This window comes from Diaphorobacter sp. LI3 (assembly GCF_022807955.1).
In the GTDB taxonomy this organism is placed as follows: Bacteria; Pseudomonadota; Gammaproteobacteria; order Burkholderiales; family Burkholderiaceae_C; genus Diaphorobacter; species Diaphorobacter nitroreducens.
On the sequence record NZ_CP094346.1, the window covers coordinates 1,083,724 to 1,099,055 of the forward strand.

The 15,332-nt window shown below is 69.3% G+C and carries 11 protein-coding genes; 5 read left to right on the plus strand and 6 right to left on the minus strand.

All coding sequences use genetic code 11. The features are described from left to right. Positions 1–29: 29 nt before the first annotated feature. The 5 genes from MRB47_RS05080 to mnmH form a co-directional block, all read right to left on the minus strand. Entirely contained in the window at positions 30–290 is a 261-nt protein-coding gene (locus MRB47_RS05080) for a hypothetical protein (protein WP_252102079.1), read from the minus strand. Between the two features lie 65 nt (positions 291–355). Further along, positions 356–2,422, minus strand: coding sequence for a methionine--tRNA ligase (gene metG / locus MRB47_RS05085; RefSeq protein WP_047349793.1), 2,067 nt, complete (start codon positions 2,420–2,422; stop codon positions 356–358). 59 nt (positions 2,423–2,481) lie between these two features. Further along, the gene (locus tag MRB47_RS05090) at positions 2,482–3,714 is read right to left on the minus strand and encodes a patatin-like phospholipase family protein (RefSeq protein WP_088888439.1); all 1,233 of its coding nucleotides are present in this window, start codon (positions 3,712–3,714) and stop codon (positions 2,482–2,484) included. Positions 3,715–3,747: 33 nt separating this feature from the next. Beyond that, positions 3,748–4,317: a restriction endonuclease gene (locus MRB47_RS05095; RefSeq protein WP_252102587.1), complete on the minus strand. Its 570-nt coding sequence runs from the start codon at positions 4,315–4,317 to the stop codon at positions 3,748–3,750. Between the two features lie 166 nt (positions 4,318–4,483). Continuing rightward, positions 4,484–5,533: a tRNA 2-selenouridine(34) synthase MnmH gene (mnmH, locus tag MRB47_RS05100; RefSeq protein ID WP_252102080.1), complete on the minus strand. Its 1,050-nt coding sequence runs from the start codon at positions 5,531–5,533 to the stop codon at positions 4,484–4,486. Positions 5,534–5,661: 128 nt separating this feature from the next. On the opposite strand from mnmH, the gene selD reads away from it, so the two are divergent. The 3 genes from selD (at position 5,662) to apbC (ending at position 8,969) form a co-directional block, all read left to right on the plus strand. Then, positions 5,662–6,732, plus strand: a complete 1,071-nt coding sequence (gene selD / locus MRB47_RS05105; protein ID WP_252102081.1) for a selenide, water dikinase SelD — start codon at positions 5,662–5,664, stop codon at positions 6,730–6,732. Next, positions 6,729–7,799 carry a tellurite resistance/C4-dicarboxylate transporter family protein gene (locus MRB47_RS05110; RefSeq protein ID WP_252102082.1) on the plus strand — a complete coding sequence of 357 codons (1,071 nt, stop codon included), beginning with the start codon at positions 6,729–6,731 and terminating at the stop codon, positions 7,797–7,799. Before selD ends, MRB47_RS05110 begins: the two co-directional genes overlap by 4 nt. A 78-nt stretch (positions 7,800–7,877) precedes the next feature. Continuing rightward, positions 7,878–8,969: an iron-sulfur cluster carrier protein ApbC gene (gene apbC / locus MRB47_RS05115; protein WP_103737100.1), complete on the plus strand. Its 1,092-nt coding sequence runs from the start codon at positions 7,878–7,880 to the stop codon at positions 8,967–8,969. Positions 8,970–8,990: 21 nt separating this feature from the next. On the opposite strand, the gene pstS is transcribed toward apbC, so the two are convergent. Further along, the gene (gene pstS, locus MRB47_RS05120) at positions 8,991–10,106 is read right to left on the minus strand and encodes a phosphate ABC transporter substrate-binding protein PstS (protein ID WP_252102083.1); all 1,116 of its coding nucleotides are present in this window, start codon (positions 10,104–10,106) and stop codon (positions 8,991–8,993) included. Between the two features lie 350 nt (positions 10,107–10,456). Here pstS and MRB47_RS05125 point away from each other — a divergent pair, with 350 nt between their 5' ends. After that, complete coding sequence (locus MRB47_RS05125; protein ID WP_252102084.1) at positions 10,457–12,442, plus strand: NADH-ubiquinone oxidoreductase-F iron-sulfur binding region domain-containing protein; 1,986 nt, start codon at positions 10,457–10,459, stop codon at positions 12,440–12,442. Beyond that, positions 12,439–15,330: a formate dehydrogenase subunit alpha gene (gene fdhF, locus MRB47_RS05130; RefSeq protein ID WP_252102085.1), complete on the plus strand. Its 2,892-nt coding sequence runs from the start codon at positions 12,439–12,441 to the stop codon at positions 15,328–15,330. Before MRB47_RS05125 ends, fdhF begins: the two co-directional genes overlap by 4 nt. Positions 15,331–15,332: the final 2 nt, after the last annotated feature.

Consider the following 15,332-nt stretch of genomic DNA (forward strand, 5'->3'; position numbering starts at 1 on the left):
CGGGCGCCGCCAGGCAACGCGCGCAGCGGCTACGGCAGCGCCTCAGGCGTGGGTGCCGCCTGCTCCTGCGGCGGGGCATCCGGCAGCGGCTGCGGTGCGCCGCCTTCGCGGTAGCGGATGGTGATGCCGCTGTGGTCTTCTTCGTCGGTCATCGCGTCATAGGCCTTGCCCACGCCTTTACCGACAACCTTGGCCGTGCCCACGGCGGCGTCGGCCGCCAGCCCCACGGCGGTCGCCGTGACACTGACGGCGGCTGCACCCACCGCCACCACCGTGCACCCCGAAAGCAAGGCGCACAAAAAAACCCCTGCCGCCGCAAGGCGCAGGGGCTGGCGCGATCGCCCGGGGCGGGGCATCAGTGGATGCGCATGCCCGGCTGCGCACCGGGGAAGGGCTCCAGTACGAAGATGCCGGGGTGCGCCTTCTCGTCGGCGTGGCTGGCGGCCAGCACCATGCCCTCGCTCAGGCCGAACTTCATCTTGCGCGGTGCCAGATTGGCCACCATCACCGTGAGCTTGCCCTGCAGGTCCTCGGGCTTGTACATGCTGGCGATGCCGCTGAAGACGTTGCGTGTCTGCCCTTCGCCCACGTCCAGTGTCAGGCGCAGCAGCTTGGTGGAGCCTTCCACGGCCTCGCATTTCACGATTTTCGCGATGCGCAGATCCACCTTGGCGAAGTCGTCGATGGTGATCGTCGGGGCGATTTCCTCTCCGCCAGGGATGACCTTTTCGACTGCGGGAGCCGGCGGCTCGAACAGCGCGTCCAGTTGCTCCTGCGTCACGCGCTGCATCAGGTGCTGGTACTGGCCGATCTGGTGGCCGGCGCCCAGGGGCTGGGCCACTTCGGCAAACTGCTCGGGCGGCACGATGAGAAAGCGGGCCACCTCGGCCGCCACCTGCGGCAGGATGGGCTTGAGGTAGATCGTCAGGATGCGGAAGGCCTCGATGCAGGTGGTGCAGACGTCCTGCAGGCGCGCCTCCATGCCCTCCTGCTTGGCCAGCTCCCAGGGCTTGTTGGCGTCCACGTAGCTGTTCACGCGGTCGCACAGCAGCATGGTCTCGCGCACGGCACGGGCCGTGTCGCGCGCCTCGTAGGCTGCAACGATGGGACCGGCCTGTTCGCGCAGCTGCGCCAGCAGCGCCTGGCCATCGGCGCTGACTTCGCCCAGCTTGCCGCCGAAGCGCTTGTAGATGAAGCCCGCGGCACGGCTGGCGATGTTCACGTACTTGCCGATCAGGTCGGAATTCACGCGGGCCATGAAGTCTTCAGGGTTGAAGTCGATGTCTTCGTTCTTGCCGTTGAGCTTGGCGCCCAGGTAGTAGCGCAGCCACTCGGGGTTCATGCCCAGGGCCAGGTATTTGAGCGGGTCCAGCCCCGTGCCGCGGCTCTTGCTCATCTTCTCGCCGTTGTTCACGGTCATGAAGCCGTGCACGCAGATCTTCGTGGGCGTCTTGCGGCCGCTGAACTTCAGCATGGCGGGCCAGAACAGCGTGTGGAAGGTGATGATGTCCTTGCCGATGAAGTGGTACTGCTCCAGCTGCGGGTCGGCCATGTAGGCGTCGTAGTCCTCGCCGCGCTTGTTCAAGAGGTTCTTGAGCGAGGCCAGGTAGCCCACGGGGGCGTCCAGCCACACGTAGAAGTACTTGCCCGGCGCATCGGGGATCTCGATGCCGAAATAGGGGGCGTCGCGGGAGATGTCCCAGTCGTCCAGACCTTCGCTGGTCGTGCCGTCGGGATTGGTGCGCGTGCCGAACCATTCCTTGATCTTGGCGGCCACCTCGGGCTGCACATGCTGGCCGTTCTGCGTCCACTCGGTCAGGAACTCCACCGCGCGCGGGTCGGAGAGCTTGAAGAAGAAGTGCTCGGAGGTCTTGAGCACCGGCTTGGCGCCCGACAGCGCCGAGTAGGGGTTGATCAGGTCGGTGGGCGCGTAGACCGAGCTGCAGACCTCGCAGTTGTCGCCGTACTGGTCCTTGGCATGGCAGCGCGGGCACTCGCCCTTGATGAAGCGGTCGGGCAGGAACATGTTCTTCTCGGGGTCGAAGAACTGCTCGATGGTGCGCGTCTCGATGAAGCCGGCGGCCTTCAGGTCCAGGTAGATCTGCTGGGACAGCTCGTGGTTCTCCGGGCTGTCGGTGTTACTCCAGTTGTCGAAGGCGATGTGAAAGCCATCCAGGTATTGCTTGCGCCCGGCGGCGATGTCGGCCACGAACTGCTGGGGCGTCTTACCCGCCTTCTCGGCGGCAATCATGATGGGCGCGCCATGGGCGTCGTCCGCGCCGACGAAATTGACCGCGTTGCCCTGCATGCGCTGTGCGCGCACCCAGGTGTCGGCTTGGATGTACTCCATGATGTGGCCGATGTGGAAATTGCCGTTGGCATACGGCAGGGCGGTGGTGACGAAGATCTTGCGTGCGGTCATCGGGGGCGGCTCTCCAGTCGCCTCGGGTTTCGAGGCGCAACCCTCGATTTTAGGGCGTGTCAGTTCCGCGGCGCCCGCACGGGATTGCCGTGGTCCTGCCAGCCGAAGAAGGCGCAGATCTCGCTGCGCCGCGCCAGCGCGTCCCCGTGGCCCAGTGCCATGAGCTCTTGCGTGTAACCCCGCTCGAACAGTAAATAGCTGGCCAGCGCGCCGGTGCCCGCGTCAGGCCGGTCGGCGCGCACGCCCAGCGCACTGAGCAGGGTGCGGATGGTCCCCGGCAGATCGCACACATGCCGCGCCGCCATCTCGTCCAGGTTGCGCGAGGGGGCGAACACCAGCAGCTCCAGCGGCCGCAGCGGGCTGTGGCTGCGGGCCTCGGGCGGAATCAGCGCCAGCGTCTGGTTGATGCGCTGAGCGCGCTCGATATCCACCGACAGCGCATCCAGAAAGATGTTGGACAGCGTGTGGCCCGCCACCTGGGCCAGCGCCGGGTAGGGCTGCTGCGTGCCAGCCATGCAGGGGCGCGGCGGCTCATAGGTGCGGCTGGTGCCCACCACCAGCAGGCGCTGCGCACCCAGGTGGATGGCGGGCGCCAGCGGCGCGGTCTGGCGCATGGAGCCGTCGCCGAAGTATTCGGTGTGCCCGTCGATGGCCAGTGGCGCTGCCGGGAACATGAACGGAATGGCCGACGAGGCCAGCAGGTGGTTGCGCGTGATGGGGCCGCGCGCGGATTTGCGCAATGAGCGTACCCAGGGCTCCTGGGCGTCTCCGGCGTCAAAGAACGCCACGTGCTGGCCCGAGCTGTAGCTGGACGCGGTCACCGCCAGGGCGCGCAGGTGGCCCGCGCGGATCAGCCGCGGCACGCGCGCCAGCGGTACCAACTGGTCCAGCAGTTGCGCGAGCGGCGCGTTGTCCAGCAGCGAGTGCGGGCGCATGCGGCTCCAGCGGGTGAGAGCCCAGCCCAGCGACAGCAGCGTGAGCCAGCGCGCGCCGCTGCGCATCACGCTCAGGGAGTCGGCGCGGTACACCTGTCGGGCATGGAACTGGGTCCACACGCGCGCCAGGCGCCGCACCGTGCGGTCGAACTGGTCCGCGCCACAGGCCAGGGCCGCCGCGTTGATGGCGCCGGCCGAGGTGCCGGTGAGGATGCCGAATGGCCCCGGCCCGCGCCGCTCGCCGCAAGCCAGCCGCAGGTCGGCAATCGCCTGCAGCACGCCCACCTGGTAGGCGGCACGCGCGCCGCCGCCCATCAGCACCAGGCCGGTGTGCGCAGGGGCAGGGGAGTGGGTCATGGAGCCACGCGGCTTGGGTTGCGCCCTGTTTTTTTAACCTGCGGGCGTGGCCTTGAGCAGCAGGGCAGCCAGGGCATCGCCCTCCAGCAGCACCACGCCATGCTCGCGCGCAAAGCTGCGTGCGGTCTCGCTCACGGTGCCGGTCAGCGCCACGTACACGGCCTGCGCGCCTTGCTGCTGCGCTTGGGCGTGCAGTTCACGCAGGGGTTCCACGCCATGCGTGGCGGCCTTCCAGCGGCGTGCGGCCACCAGCACCGCGCGGTCGCCCTGCGTGATGCGCAGGTCCGCGTGCAGGCCGGCCAGGCGCTGCACCTCGTGCCCCTCGGTGCGCCATGCGCGCTCCAGCGTGTTGGCGAAATCCTTCCACGGCATGGCGGCAGCGGCCTGCAGGGCACCCTGAACGCGCGCGGCGCTGGGGGCGCGCCACTGGCGCCACGCGGCGATGCAGCCGATCACGGCGATCGGCAGCGCGCCCATGGCGGCGAACGGGGCGATGTCCCCCGGCAGCAGCGCGCCGCAGACGAGCACGATGGCGGCGGCGATGGCAAAGCTCACCCACCAGGGCGAGCGCAGCAGGATTGCGAAGCCCGAGTTCGGGGCCATCTTCAGTTTCACAAAGGAGTCCTTGAGGAATGAGGTGGGTTTGAGCCTAGCCGAAGGCGGCGTGTTCCCGCACGAATCGCCGGGATTTCATGTGCGCGAGAGGGTTTCAAAAATGATAGCTGCTTGCGCTTATCCATAAAGCGCTACAGCCTGATTTGACGCCGAACTATTCCAGCGCCAGCACGGCCTGCGCCACGCTGGCGATGCCCTCGGGCGACAGGTCCGGCGCGCCCACGCGCTGGCGTGTCTCCCAGTGCGTGAAGTTGCGCGCCTGCGAGCGTCCGTAGTGCGGGTCGTAGTGCAGCAGCATCAGCTCGGCGAACAGCGCGGACAGCTCCCCCGCCCGGGCCCAGGCCTGCCAGCGCTGCACGACTTCCTTGCCCTGCAGCTCGGTGAGCGTGCCCAGGCGCTTGGCCAGTGCATCGGGGTCGTCGCCCAGGTAAGCGTAGTCGCGCAGCAGGTAGGCCAGGCGCTCTTCGGGCGTGGCTTCGATCTCGATGCACGCGGCGGCGTGCAGGCGTTGCTCCAGCGGCACGGGTACCGTGAGGCGGCCGATGCGCGCGCTCTCACCCTCCACATACACGGGGCGGGACAGGTCCAGCGCCTCCAGTGCGGTGGCGATCTGTGTCTCGAAATTTTTCTGCGATGGCTGGGGCACGCCCGGCAGCGCGCCGAGCAGTGAGCCCTTGTGGCGGGCGTAGTGCTCCAGGTCCAGCACCTGCGCGCCCATGCCGGCCAGCTGCTGCAGCACGCGCGTCTTGGCGCTGCCGGTGGCGCCCACCAGCACGCGCAGCTCCAGCTGCGGCACCAGGGTCTCGATCTGCGTCATCACATGGCGGCGAAAGGACTTGTAGCCGCCGGCGAGCTGCTGCGCGTCCCAGCCCACCAGGCGCATCCACTGCACCATGGAGCCGCTGCGCATGCCGCCGCGCCAGCAGTAGACCAGCGGGCGCCAGTGCGCAGGCTTGTCGGCGAAATGCGTGCGCAGGTGGTGCGCCAGGTTGGCCGCCACCATGGCCCCGCCCACGCGGCGCGCCTCGAAGGCGCTTTGCTGCACGTAGATGGTGCCGACGATGGCGCGCTCCTCGTCGTTCAGCACCGGGCAGTTGATCGCGCCGGGGATGTGGTCCTCGGCGTATTCGGCGGGCGAGCGCGCGTCGATGAGGGCGTCGAACTGGTGGCGGTCTTCGGGACGGATGGGGCGGTGGTGGGACACGGGAATGCGGTGCTGAACAAAGCCGGGCAGGTGCGAATCTGGGATGATGCGCGCGGCGCGCCCGCGGCACACTTTTGTGCGTCGGGGCAGGCGCCATTGTCCGTCACCGCGCTTTTTCCCTGTTTGCCATGAATGCTTCCGCCCCCACCGCCGCCCCTTCCCATCCGCGCCTGACCTCGCTATCGCATGGCGGCGGCTGCGGCTGCAAGATCGCGCCGGGCGTGCTGTCGCAGATCCTGCAGCAAAGCGGCGCGGGCGCCGTCATGCCGCCCGAGTTGATGGTGGGCATCGAGACCTCGGACGACGCGGCCGTGTACCGACTGAACGAGAGCCAGGCGCTGGTGGCTACCACGGACTTCTTCATGCCCATCGTGGACGACCCATACGAGTTCGGCCGCATCGCTGCCACCAACGCACTGTCCGACGTGTACGCCATGGGGGGCAAGCCCATCATGGCGCTGGCGTTGGTGGCCATGCCGGTGAACACGCTGCCGCTGGACGTGATCGGCGCCATCGTGCGCGGCGGGCAGGACGTGTGCCGCGCGGCGGGCATCCCGATCGCGGGCGGCCACACCATCGACTCGGTCGAGCCCATCTACGGCCTGGTGGCCATGGGCCTGGTGCACCCGGACCGGGTGCGCCGCAACGCCGGCGCCCAGCCGGGCGACGTGCTGGTGCTGGGCAAACCGCTGGGCGTGGGCGTGTATTCGGCTGCGCTGAAGAAGGAGCAACTGGCCGACGCCCACTACCGCGAGATGATTGCCGCCACCACGCGTCTGAACACCCCCGGCCCGCTGCTGGCCGAGCTGCCCGGCGTGCACGCCATCACCGACGTGACGGGCTTCGGCCTGGCCGGCCATGCGCTGGAGGTGGCGCGCGGCGCGGGCGTCACGGTGCAGATCGACTGGGCGCGCGTGCCGCTGCTGCCCGGCGTGGCGGACCTGGCCGCGGCGGGCTTCGTGACCGGCGCCAGCGGCCGCAACTGGGCCGGCTATGGCGAGGGCGTGGCGCTGGACGCCGGCCTGCCGGCCACCGCACAGGCGCTGGTGACGGACCCGCAGACCTCGGGCGGCCTGCTGGTGGCCTGCGCGCCGGACAGCGTGCAGGACGTGCTCGCGGTGTTCGCGCGCGAGGGCTTCGCGCAGGCGGCGGTGATCGGCAGCGTGCAGGCGGGGCCGGCACGGCTGGAGCTGCGTTGAACACGCCGCCGGGGTCGCCGCCGCAGCTGGCTACTCCGGCGGGGCAGGGGGGATTGCGCGAGCTGTCGCCAGCCTACTTCGGCCTGGTCATGGCCACAGGCATCGTTTCACTGGCTGCGGACATGCTGGGCCATCCCCTGCTAGCGCGCGCGTTGCTGGCCTTGAATGCCGTGCAGTACGTGGTGCTGTGGATCTTGTATGTACTGCGGGCCTGGCGCTATCCGCGGCGTTTCTTTGGTGACATGGTGGACCACGCGCGCGGGACCGGCTACTTCACCATGGTGGCTGCCACGGGCATCCTGGCCAGCCAGTGTATCGTGCTGCTGGGCCATGTGCCGCTGGGCTTCGCGCTATGGGCGCTGGCGGCGCTGCTGTGGCTGGTGTTGACCTACACCATCTTCACGGCCTTCACCATCCGCCGGGACAAGCCCGCGCTGGACCGGGGCATCAGCGGTGCCTGGCTGCTGGCCGTGGTGTCCACGCAGGCGCTGGCCGTGTCCAGCGCACTGCTGGCCGCGCGCATCGGCCAGCCGCTGCGGCTGGAACTCAACCTGCTGGCGCTGTCCATGTGGCTGTGGGGCGGCATGCTCTACATCTGGATGATGGCGCTGATCTTCTACCGCTACCTGTTCTTTCCCTTCTCGCCGGGCGACTTGTCGCCGCCGTACTGGATCAACATGGGGGCCATGGCCATTTCCACGCTGGCCGGATCGCTGCTGATCCTGAACGCGCCACAGGCGCCGTTCCTGGTGTCGCTGCTGCCGTTCCTCAAGGGCTTCACGGTGTTCTACTGGGCCGCGGGCACCTGGTGGATTCCCATGCTGGTGCTGCTGGGCATCTGGCGCCACGGCGTGCGCCGCTTTCCGCTGCGCTACGACCCGCTGTACTGGGGCGCGGTGTTTCCGCTGGGCATGTACGCGGCCTGCACCTGGCAGATGGACCAGGCCATGGCCTTTGGCTTTCTGGATGCGCTGCCCCGGCTGTTCTTTGCCGTGGCGCTGCTGGCCTGGCTGCTGGCGTTCATCGGCATGCTGCGCAGCGTGGCGCGCCAGCTGCGTGGGCTGTAGGCAAACAAAGGCACAGGCGCGCCAGTGCCAAGGCCGCTTGGCTAGACTCCGGCTTTCTCTTCAGCAAACCACACAACCATGGCACTCACAGAACAGGCATTGTTGGCGGCGATCGCCGGCGTCCAGGATCCGCACACGGGCAAGGACTTCGTGAGCACGCGCGCGGTGCGCAATGTGCAGATCAACGGCGGCGATGTCGCCTTCGACGTGGAGCTGGGCTACCCCGCCAAGAGCCTGGTGCCCGAGTTGCGCCGCCAGTTCATCGCCGCTGCCAAGGCAGTGGCGGGCGTGGAGAACGTGTCGGTCAACATCAACACCAAGGTGATCGCGCACGCGGTGCAGCGGGGGGTACAGCTGCTACCGCAGGTGAAGAACATCATCGCCGTGGCCTCGGGCAAGGGCGGCGTGGGCAAGAGCACCACAGCCGCCAACCTGGCCCTGGCGCTGGCCGCCGAAGGCGCCCGCGTGGGCGTGCTGGATGCCGACATCTACGGCCCCAGCCAGCCCATGATGCTGGGCATCAGCCGCCGCCCGGAGAGCGAGGACGGCAAGACCATGGAGCCGCTCGAGAACTACGGCGTGCAGGTCATGTCCATCGGCTTCCTGGTGGACCAGGACGAGGCCATGATCTGGCGCGGCCCCATGGCTACGCAGGCGCTGGAGCAGCTGCTGCGCCAGACCAACTGGAAAGACCTGGATTACCTCATCATCGACATGCCGCCGGGCACGGGCGATATCCAGCTCACCCTGAGCCAGCGCGTGCCCATGACCGGCGCCGTGATCGTCACCACGCCCCAGGACATTGCGCTGCTGGACGCCAAGAAGGGCATCAAGATGTTCGAGAAGGTGGGCGTGCCCATCCTGGGCATCGTGGAGAACATGGCCGTGCACGTGTGCAGCAACTGCGGCCATGTGGAGCACATCTTCGGCGCCGACGGCGGCAAGAAGATGGCCGCCGACTATGGCATGGACTACCTGGGCGCGCTGCCGCTGGACATGCATATCCGCCTGCAGGCCGACAGCGGCAAGCCCACCGTGGTGGCCGACCCTGACGGCGAGGTCGCGCAGATCTACAAGAAGGTGGCGCGCGATGTGGCCGTGAAGATCGCGCAGCAGGCCAAGGACTTCTCCAGCAAGTTCCCCACCATCTCGATCAGCAAGAACACCTGATCTGTCAGGGCGCGGTGCGGCTCAGCGCAGCGCGAGCCGCGCGCCCGCGCCTTCCTCTGCTCCGCCCATCACGGGCAGCGGCTTGCCGTCCGGTGCGCGCACCGTGCTCAGCAGCGCCACTACGCGGGCCTGCGTCTCGGCGGGCAGTGGCGCAAAGCCGGTGCCGGCCACCGCGCGGTCGCCCATCAGGAACGAGCGATAGAAGAAGTTGAGCGCGCGTGCCGTGCGCTCGGGCGCGGCGGGCTTGCTGTTGATCACGATGTAGGTGGCTGACACGATGGGCCAGGCCATGGGACTGTCCACGTCCACCAGCGGCGGCGCGTTCAGGCCGTCACGAAACAGGTTGGCGCCGCGCACGGCGGCGCGGTAACTCGCCACCGAAGGGGTCACCCATTCGCCGCGCCGGTTGCGCAGCGCGACGGCGGCGGGACCGTCGCCCACCACATAGTCCGATGACACGTAGCCCAGGGCACCGGCGGTGGCCTGCACCGCCGCCACCATCTTGCTGGAACCCTCCACGGCCTGGATCGCGCCGCCGGCGGGCCAATTCGCACGTCCGTCCTTGAGGGGGATGGCGCTGTCGTCCGCGGCCGCGGCCAGCCGCAGGTAGGCGAGCAGCACTTGCGTGGTGCCCGAGCCGTCGGCCCGCACGACGCGCGTGATCGGCAGGTTGGGCAGCTTCAATTCAGGGTTCAGCGCGGCAATCGCCTTGTCGTTCCAGTGGTCGATGCGTGCGGCGAAGATGGCGGCCAGCACCTGCGCATCCAGGCGCAGCCGCCCGCTGGCTACGCCCGGCAGGTTCACGACCGGCACCACACCGCCCACCAGCGTGGGGAACTGGATCAGGTGATGCTGGGCCAGCTCCTGCGGCGACAGGGGAATGTCGGTGGCGCCGAAGTCGACCTGCTGCGCCTTGATCTGCTGCACGCCTTGGGTAGAGCCGACGGCTGCGTACTGGACCTTGGTGCCGCGCTCCTGCGCATAGTGGCTGGCCCACTGGGCATACACCTTGGCAGGAAAGGAAGCGCCCGCGCCACGGAGGGTGATGTCTTGGGCCAGTGCGGGTGCGGCCAGGACCAGGCTGACCAGCACGGGGGCGGCGATCAGCGCGATACGCGATCGGAAAGTCGTTTGCATAGCGAAAAAGCGTCGGAAAGAGTGGTAGGGCAGGCCCCGCATGCGCCGCAATCCAGGGGTGCGGCGGCGGGGGCCTGCAGGGCCGGGCGGGAGCCAGGAGCGGAGCGCGGCTTTGAAGGGCGCGCATCTTACCGGCCTTTGCAAGGAGGCAGGACGGCTGGATGAGATGCCATGCAGAGGGAGCGGTATGGGAACAAGGTGCCGAGGGCAAGCGAAGTGCGCGCAGGCAAGCGCGGGGCGGCGTGCCGGACAGCAGGGCCCGGCCTTAGTCCTGCCCGGTGGGACCGCGTGCATTGACGCCGCGGGGGGCGCGGCGCACACTGCCTGCGCTTCCTTTTCCCCGCGATTCCATGATCTCCCGACCCGAATTCACCGCCGTGCCCGTGGCCACGGCAGACGATCTGCGCGAGCGCCTGCGCCGCAAGGCCCACCTCAAGGGCCGCCAGCCCGAGGCCTCTGCCCTGGCCGAGGTGCAGACGCTGATCGGCGCGCGCCCGCCCGAGGGCTATGCGCGCGACCGGCTTATCGAGCACCTGCACCTGATCAACGATCGCCACGGTGCGCTGTACGAGCGGCACCTGGTGGCGCTGGCGCGCCTGATGAACCTGCCCATGGCCGAGGTGTACGAGGTGGCAAGCTTCTACCACCACTTCGAGGTGCTGCGCGACGCCGACGGGCCGCCGCGCCTGGTGCTGCGCGTGTGCAACGGGCTGTCCTGCTGCATGGCCGGGGCCGACGCGTTGCTGGCCGAACTGCCCGGGCGGCTGAGCGCCGCGGGCCATGGCGACGTGCGTGTGCAGGCCGCGCCGTGCGTGGGCCGCTGTGAGCAGGCGCCTGTGGCCGTGGTGCACCAGTGCCCGGTGCCGCGTGCCACGCTGGGGGCGGTGCTGGAGCGGGTCGATTTGATGCCGGATCGGGCTCAGGCCCAGCACCCTCAAGCGCCGACAGCTCCTGTTTTTGAAGCGCTGCCGCAAACGGCCGTCACGCGCGGGCCGGAGGCGGTCGCGCCGCCGTGGGTGGGATTGGCCGCCTATCGGGCGGGCGGCGGCTATGCGTTGGCCGCCGGCCTGGCGCAGGGGCGCGTGCCGGCCGACGGCGTGCTTGCGGCCATGGAGGACTCGGGCCTGCGCGGCCTGGGCGGTGCGGGTTTCCCGGCGGGGCGCAAGTGGCGCATCGTGCGCGAGCAGGCGGCCCTTGCCGGGCGCCAGGCCGCCCCAAGCGAGGCAGCGGCCCCCTCGGCGGGCAGCGGACCACGCGAAGCCGGGGAGCGTGGGGGCGTGGCCCTCATGGCGGTGAACATCGACGAGGGTGAGCCCGGCACGTTCAAGGACCGCACTTACCTGGAGCGCGACCCGCACCGCTTCCTTGAGGGTGTGCTGGTGGCTGCACAGGTGGTGGGCACCGCGCAGGTATACATCTACCTGCGCGACGAATACCACGGCTGCCGCGCCCTCCTGCAGGCAGCGATTGCCGAACTGCAGGCCGACCCGCCGTGCGCCTTGCCGCGCATCGAGCTGCGCCGCGGGGCAGGCGCCTACATCTGCGGCGAGGAGTCCGCGATGATCGAGAGCATCGAAGGCAAGCGCGGCGAGCCGCGTATGCGCCCGCCCTATATCGCCCAGGTGGGGTTGTTCGGCCGGCCCACGCTGGAGCACAACTTTGAGACGCTGTACTGGGTGCGCGACATCGTGGAAAAGGGCCCCCAGTGGTTTGCCAGCTTCGGCCGCCACGGGCGCAGGGGGCTGCGCAGCTTCAGCGTGAGCGGGCGTGTGAAGGAACCCGGCGTGAAGCTGGCGCCCGCGGGCATCACGCTGCGTGAACTGGTGGATGAATACTGCGGCGGCATGGCCGACGGGCACGTGCTGTATGCCTACCTGCCCGGTGGTGCGTCGGGCGGCATCCTGCCGGCGCGGCTGGCCGATGTGCCGCTGGACTTCGACACGCTGCAGCCGCACGGCTGCTTCATCGGATCGGCGGCCGTGATCGTGCTCAGCCAGCACGACCGCGCGCGCGATGCCGCGCTGAACATGATGCGTTTTTTTGCGCATGAGAGCTGCGGCCAGTGCACGCCGTGCCGCGTGGGCACGGCCAAGGCGGCGCAGCTCATGCAGGCGCCGCTGTGGGACGAGGACACGCTGGACGACCTGGCGCAGGTGATGGCCGATGCCTCCATCTGCGGGCTGGGGCAGGCGGCACCCAACCCGATCCGCTGCATCCACAAGTACTTTGCGCATGAGGTGGGCGAGGGCCCCTGGCCCGGTGACCTGCCGCTGCCGCGTGGCGGCGTGCGCACCGAGCGCATTCCGCCCGCCGCAGTGCCGGAGGATCGCCCATGAGCGCCGCACCGCACACCGGCGCAGGCGCCGTGCCGTTCGAGCTCGACGGCGAACTCTTGCAGGCCCTTCCGGGCGAAACCCTGTGGCAGGCCGCGCGCCGCTACGGCGTGCAGATCCCCCACCTGTGCCACACCGATGGCCTGCGGCCCGACGGTAACTGCCGCGCCTGCGTGGTGGAGATCGAAGGCGAGCGCACGCTGGCGCCCAGCTGCTGCCGCGCGCCCACGCCCGGCATGCGCGTGCACGCCCAGAGCCCCCGCGCGCTCAAGAGCCAGCAGATGGTGCTGGAACTGCTGCTGTCCGACATGCCAGAGACCGGCTACAAGTGGAACGACGCTACAAAAACAATAGCTGGTAGCGCTTGCCAGGAGAGCGCTGGAGCACAATTTGACCAAGTACCAACGCCCCCGGGGCAGCATGGCGAGTTGAGCGCCTGGGCCGATGCGCTGGGCGTGGCCGTGCGTCCCGCGCTGGCCGCGCTGCGCCGCGCGCAGCCCGCGCCCGACCTGAGCCACCCGGCCATGGCCGTGCACCTGGACGCGTGCATCCAGTGCAACCGCTGCGTGCGCGCCTGCCGCGAGGAACAGGTCAACGACGTGATCGGCTATGCACTGCGCGGAGCCGACAGCAAGATCGTCTTCGACCTGGACGACCCCATGGGCGCCAGCACCTGTGTGGCCTGCGGCGAATGCGTGCAGGCCTGCCCCACGGGCGCGCTGAGTCCCAAGACCCACATCGGCCCGCAGAAGGTGGACCGCACGGTGGACTCGGTCTGCCCGTTCTGCGGCGTGGGCTGCCTCGTCACCTACCACGTAAAGGACGAAAAAATCGTGCGCGTGGACGGCCGTGACGGCCCGGCCAACCGGGGCCGCCTGTGCGTGAAGGGGCGCTTCGGCTTTGACTACGCGCACCACCCGCAGCGCCTCACGGTGCCGCTGGTGCGCAAACCTGGCGTTCCCAAGGACTGGCAGGGCGCTGTGAGGCCCGAGGACTGGCGCGAGGTCTTCCGCGAGGCGACCTGGGACGAGGCGCTGCAGCGCGCCGCAGGCGGACTGCGTGCGCTGCGCGATGCGCACGGCCCCAAGGCGCTGGCGGGGTTTGGCTCGGCCAAGGGCAGCAACGAAGAGGCCTACCTGTTCCAGAAGCTGGTGCGCACCGGCTTTGGCAGCAACAACGTGGACCATTGCACGCGACTGTGCCACGCCTCCAGCGTGGCGGCGCTGCTGGAGGGCGTGGGCTCGGGCGCGGTGAGCAACCCGGTGAGCGACGTGGCGCATGCCGAGGTCATTCTGGTGATCGGCTCCAACCCCACATCCAACCACCCCGTGGCCGCCACATGGATGAAGAATGCCGCCCGGCGGGGTGCAAAGATCGTGCTGGCCGACCCGCGCGTGACCGACATCGGGCGCCACGCCTGGCGCGTGCTGCAGTTCCGGCCCGACACCGATGTGGCCGTGCTCAACGCGCTGATCCACACGGTGATCGAAGAGGGCCTGGCCGACGAGGCCTTCATCCGTGACCGTGCGCTCAACTACGAGGCCCTGCGAGAGAACGTGCGCGCCTACAGCCCTGAGGCCATGGCGCCGCTCTGCGGCATTCCCGCGGTCACGCTGCGCGAGGTGGCGCGCGCGTTCGCCACGGCCAAGGCGTCGATGGTCCTCTGGGGCATGGGCGTGAGCCAGCATGTGCATGGCACCGACAACGTGCGCTGCCTGATTGCCCTCGCCACCGTCACCGGGCAGATCGGCCGGCCCGGCACGGGCTTGCATCCGCTGCGCGGCCAGAACAACGTGCAGGGCGCAAGCGACGCGGGCCTGATCCCGATGATGTTCCCCAACTACCAGCGCGTAGAGAACGCCGAGGCGCGCGCGTGGTTCGAGCAGTTCTGGGGCTTGCCGCTGGACGACGCGCCGGGTTACACCGTGGTCGAGATCATGCACAAGGCCCTGGCCGATGAGGCCGACCCGCACAAGGTGCGCGGCATGTACATCATGGGCGAGAACCCGGCCATGAGCGACCCTGACCTGAACCATGCGCGCCAGGCGCTCGCGAGCCTGTCGCACCTCGTGGTGCAGGACATCTTCCTGACCGAAACCGCCTGGCTGGCCGACGTGGTGCTGCCCGCCAGCGCCTGGCCCGAGAAGACCGGCAGCGTGAGCAACACTGACCGCATGGTGCAGCTGGGCCGGCGCGCTCTCACGCCACCGGGTGACGCGCGGCCCGACCTGTGGATCGTGCAGCAGATGGCGAAGGGCATGGGCCTGGCCTGGGACTACGAGGGCGCAGAAGCTGGCGTGGCTGCCGTCTACGAGGAAATGCGTCAGGCCATGGCCGGCGCCATCGCGGGTATCAGCTGGGACCGGCTGGAGCGCGAGTCCAGCGTGACCTACCCCTGCCTCTCGGCCGAGGACCCGGGCCAGCCCATCGTATTCACCGAGCGCTTTCCCACCCCCACGGGCCGTGTGACGCTGGTGCCGGCCGACATCATCCCGGCCGACGAGCGGCCCGATGCCGACTACCCGCTGGTGCTCATCACGGGCCGCCAGCTGGAGCACTGGCACACGGGCAGCATGACGCGGCGATCGGCCGTGCTCGATGCCATCGAGCCGCACGCCACGGCCTCGCTGCACGGCGACGAACTGGCGCGCCTGCGGCTGGCGCCGGGCGACTGGGCGGCGATCCGCTCGCGCCGTGGTGCCGTGCAGGTGCGTGTGCGCCGCGACGACGGCACGCCGCGCGGTGCGGTGTTCATGCCGTTTGCCTATGTGGAAGCGGCGGCCAACCTGCTCACCAATGCGGCGCTGGACCCGTTCGGGAAGATTCCCGAGTTCAAGTATTGCGCCGTGGCCGTGCGGGGCATTGCGCCGCCGCAGGGGCAGGGCGGCTGACT

Excerpts from the sequence above, each read along its gene's own strand:
- MRB47_RS05090 (WP_088888439.1), bottom strand. The coding sequence starts at position 3,714 with ATGACCCACTCCCCTGCCCCTGCGCACACCGGCCTGGTGCTGATGGGC.
- selD (WP_252102081.1), top strand. The coding sequence starts at position 5,662 with ATGAATGCTTCCGCCCCCACCGCCGCCCCTTCCCATCCGCGCCTGACC.
- fdhF (WP_252102085.1), top strand. The coding sequence starts at position 12,439 with ATGAGCGCCGCACCGCACACCGGCGCAGGCGCCGTGCCGTTCGAGCTC.
- metG (WP_047349793.1), bottom strand. The coding sequence starts at position 2,422 with ATGACCGCACGCAAGATCTTCGTCACCACCGCCCTGCCGTATGCCAAC.
- pstS (WP_252102083.1), bottom strand. The coding sequence starts at position 10,106 with ATGCAAACGACTTTCCGATCGCGTATCGCGCTGATCGCCGCCCCCGTG.
- MRB47_RS05095 (WP_252102587.1), bottom strand. The coding sequence starts at position 4,317 with ATGGCCCCGAACTCGGGCTTCGCAATCCTGCTGCGCTCGCCCTGGTGG.
- MRB47_RS05125 (WP_252102084.1), top strand. The coding sequence starts at position 10,457 with ATGATCTCCCGACCCGAATTCACCGCCGTGCCCGTGGCCACGGCAGAC.
- apbC (WP_103737100.1), top strand. The coding sequence starts at position 7,878 with ATGGCACTCACAGAACAGGCATTGTTGGCGGCGATCGCCGGCGTCCAG.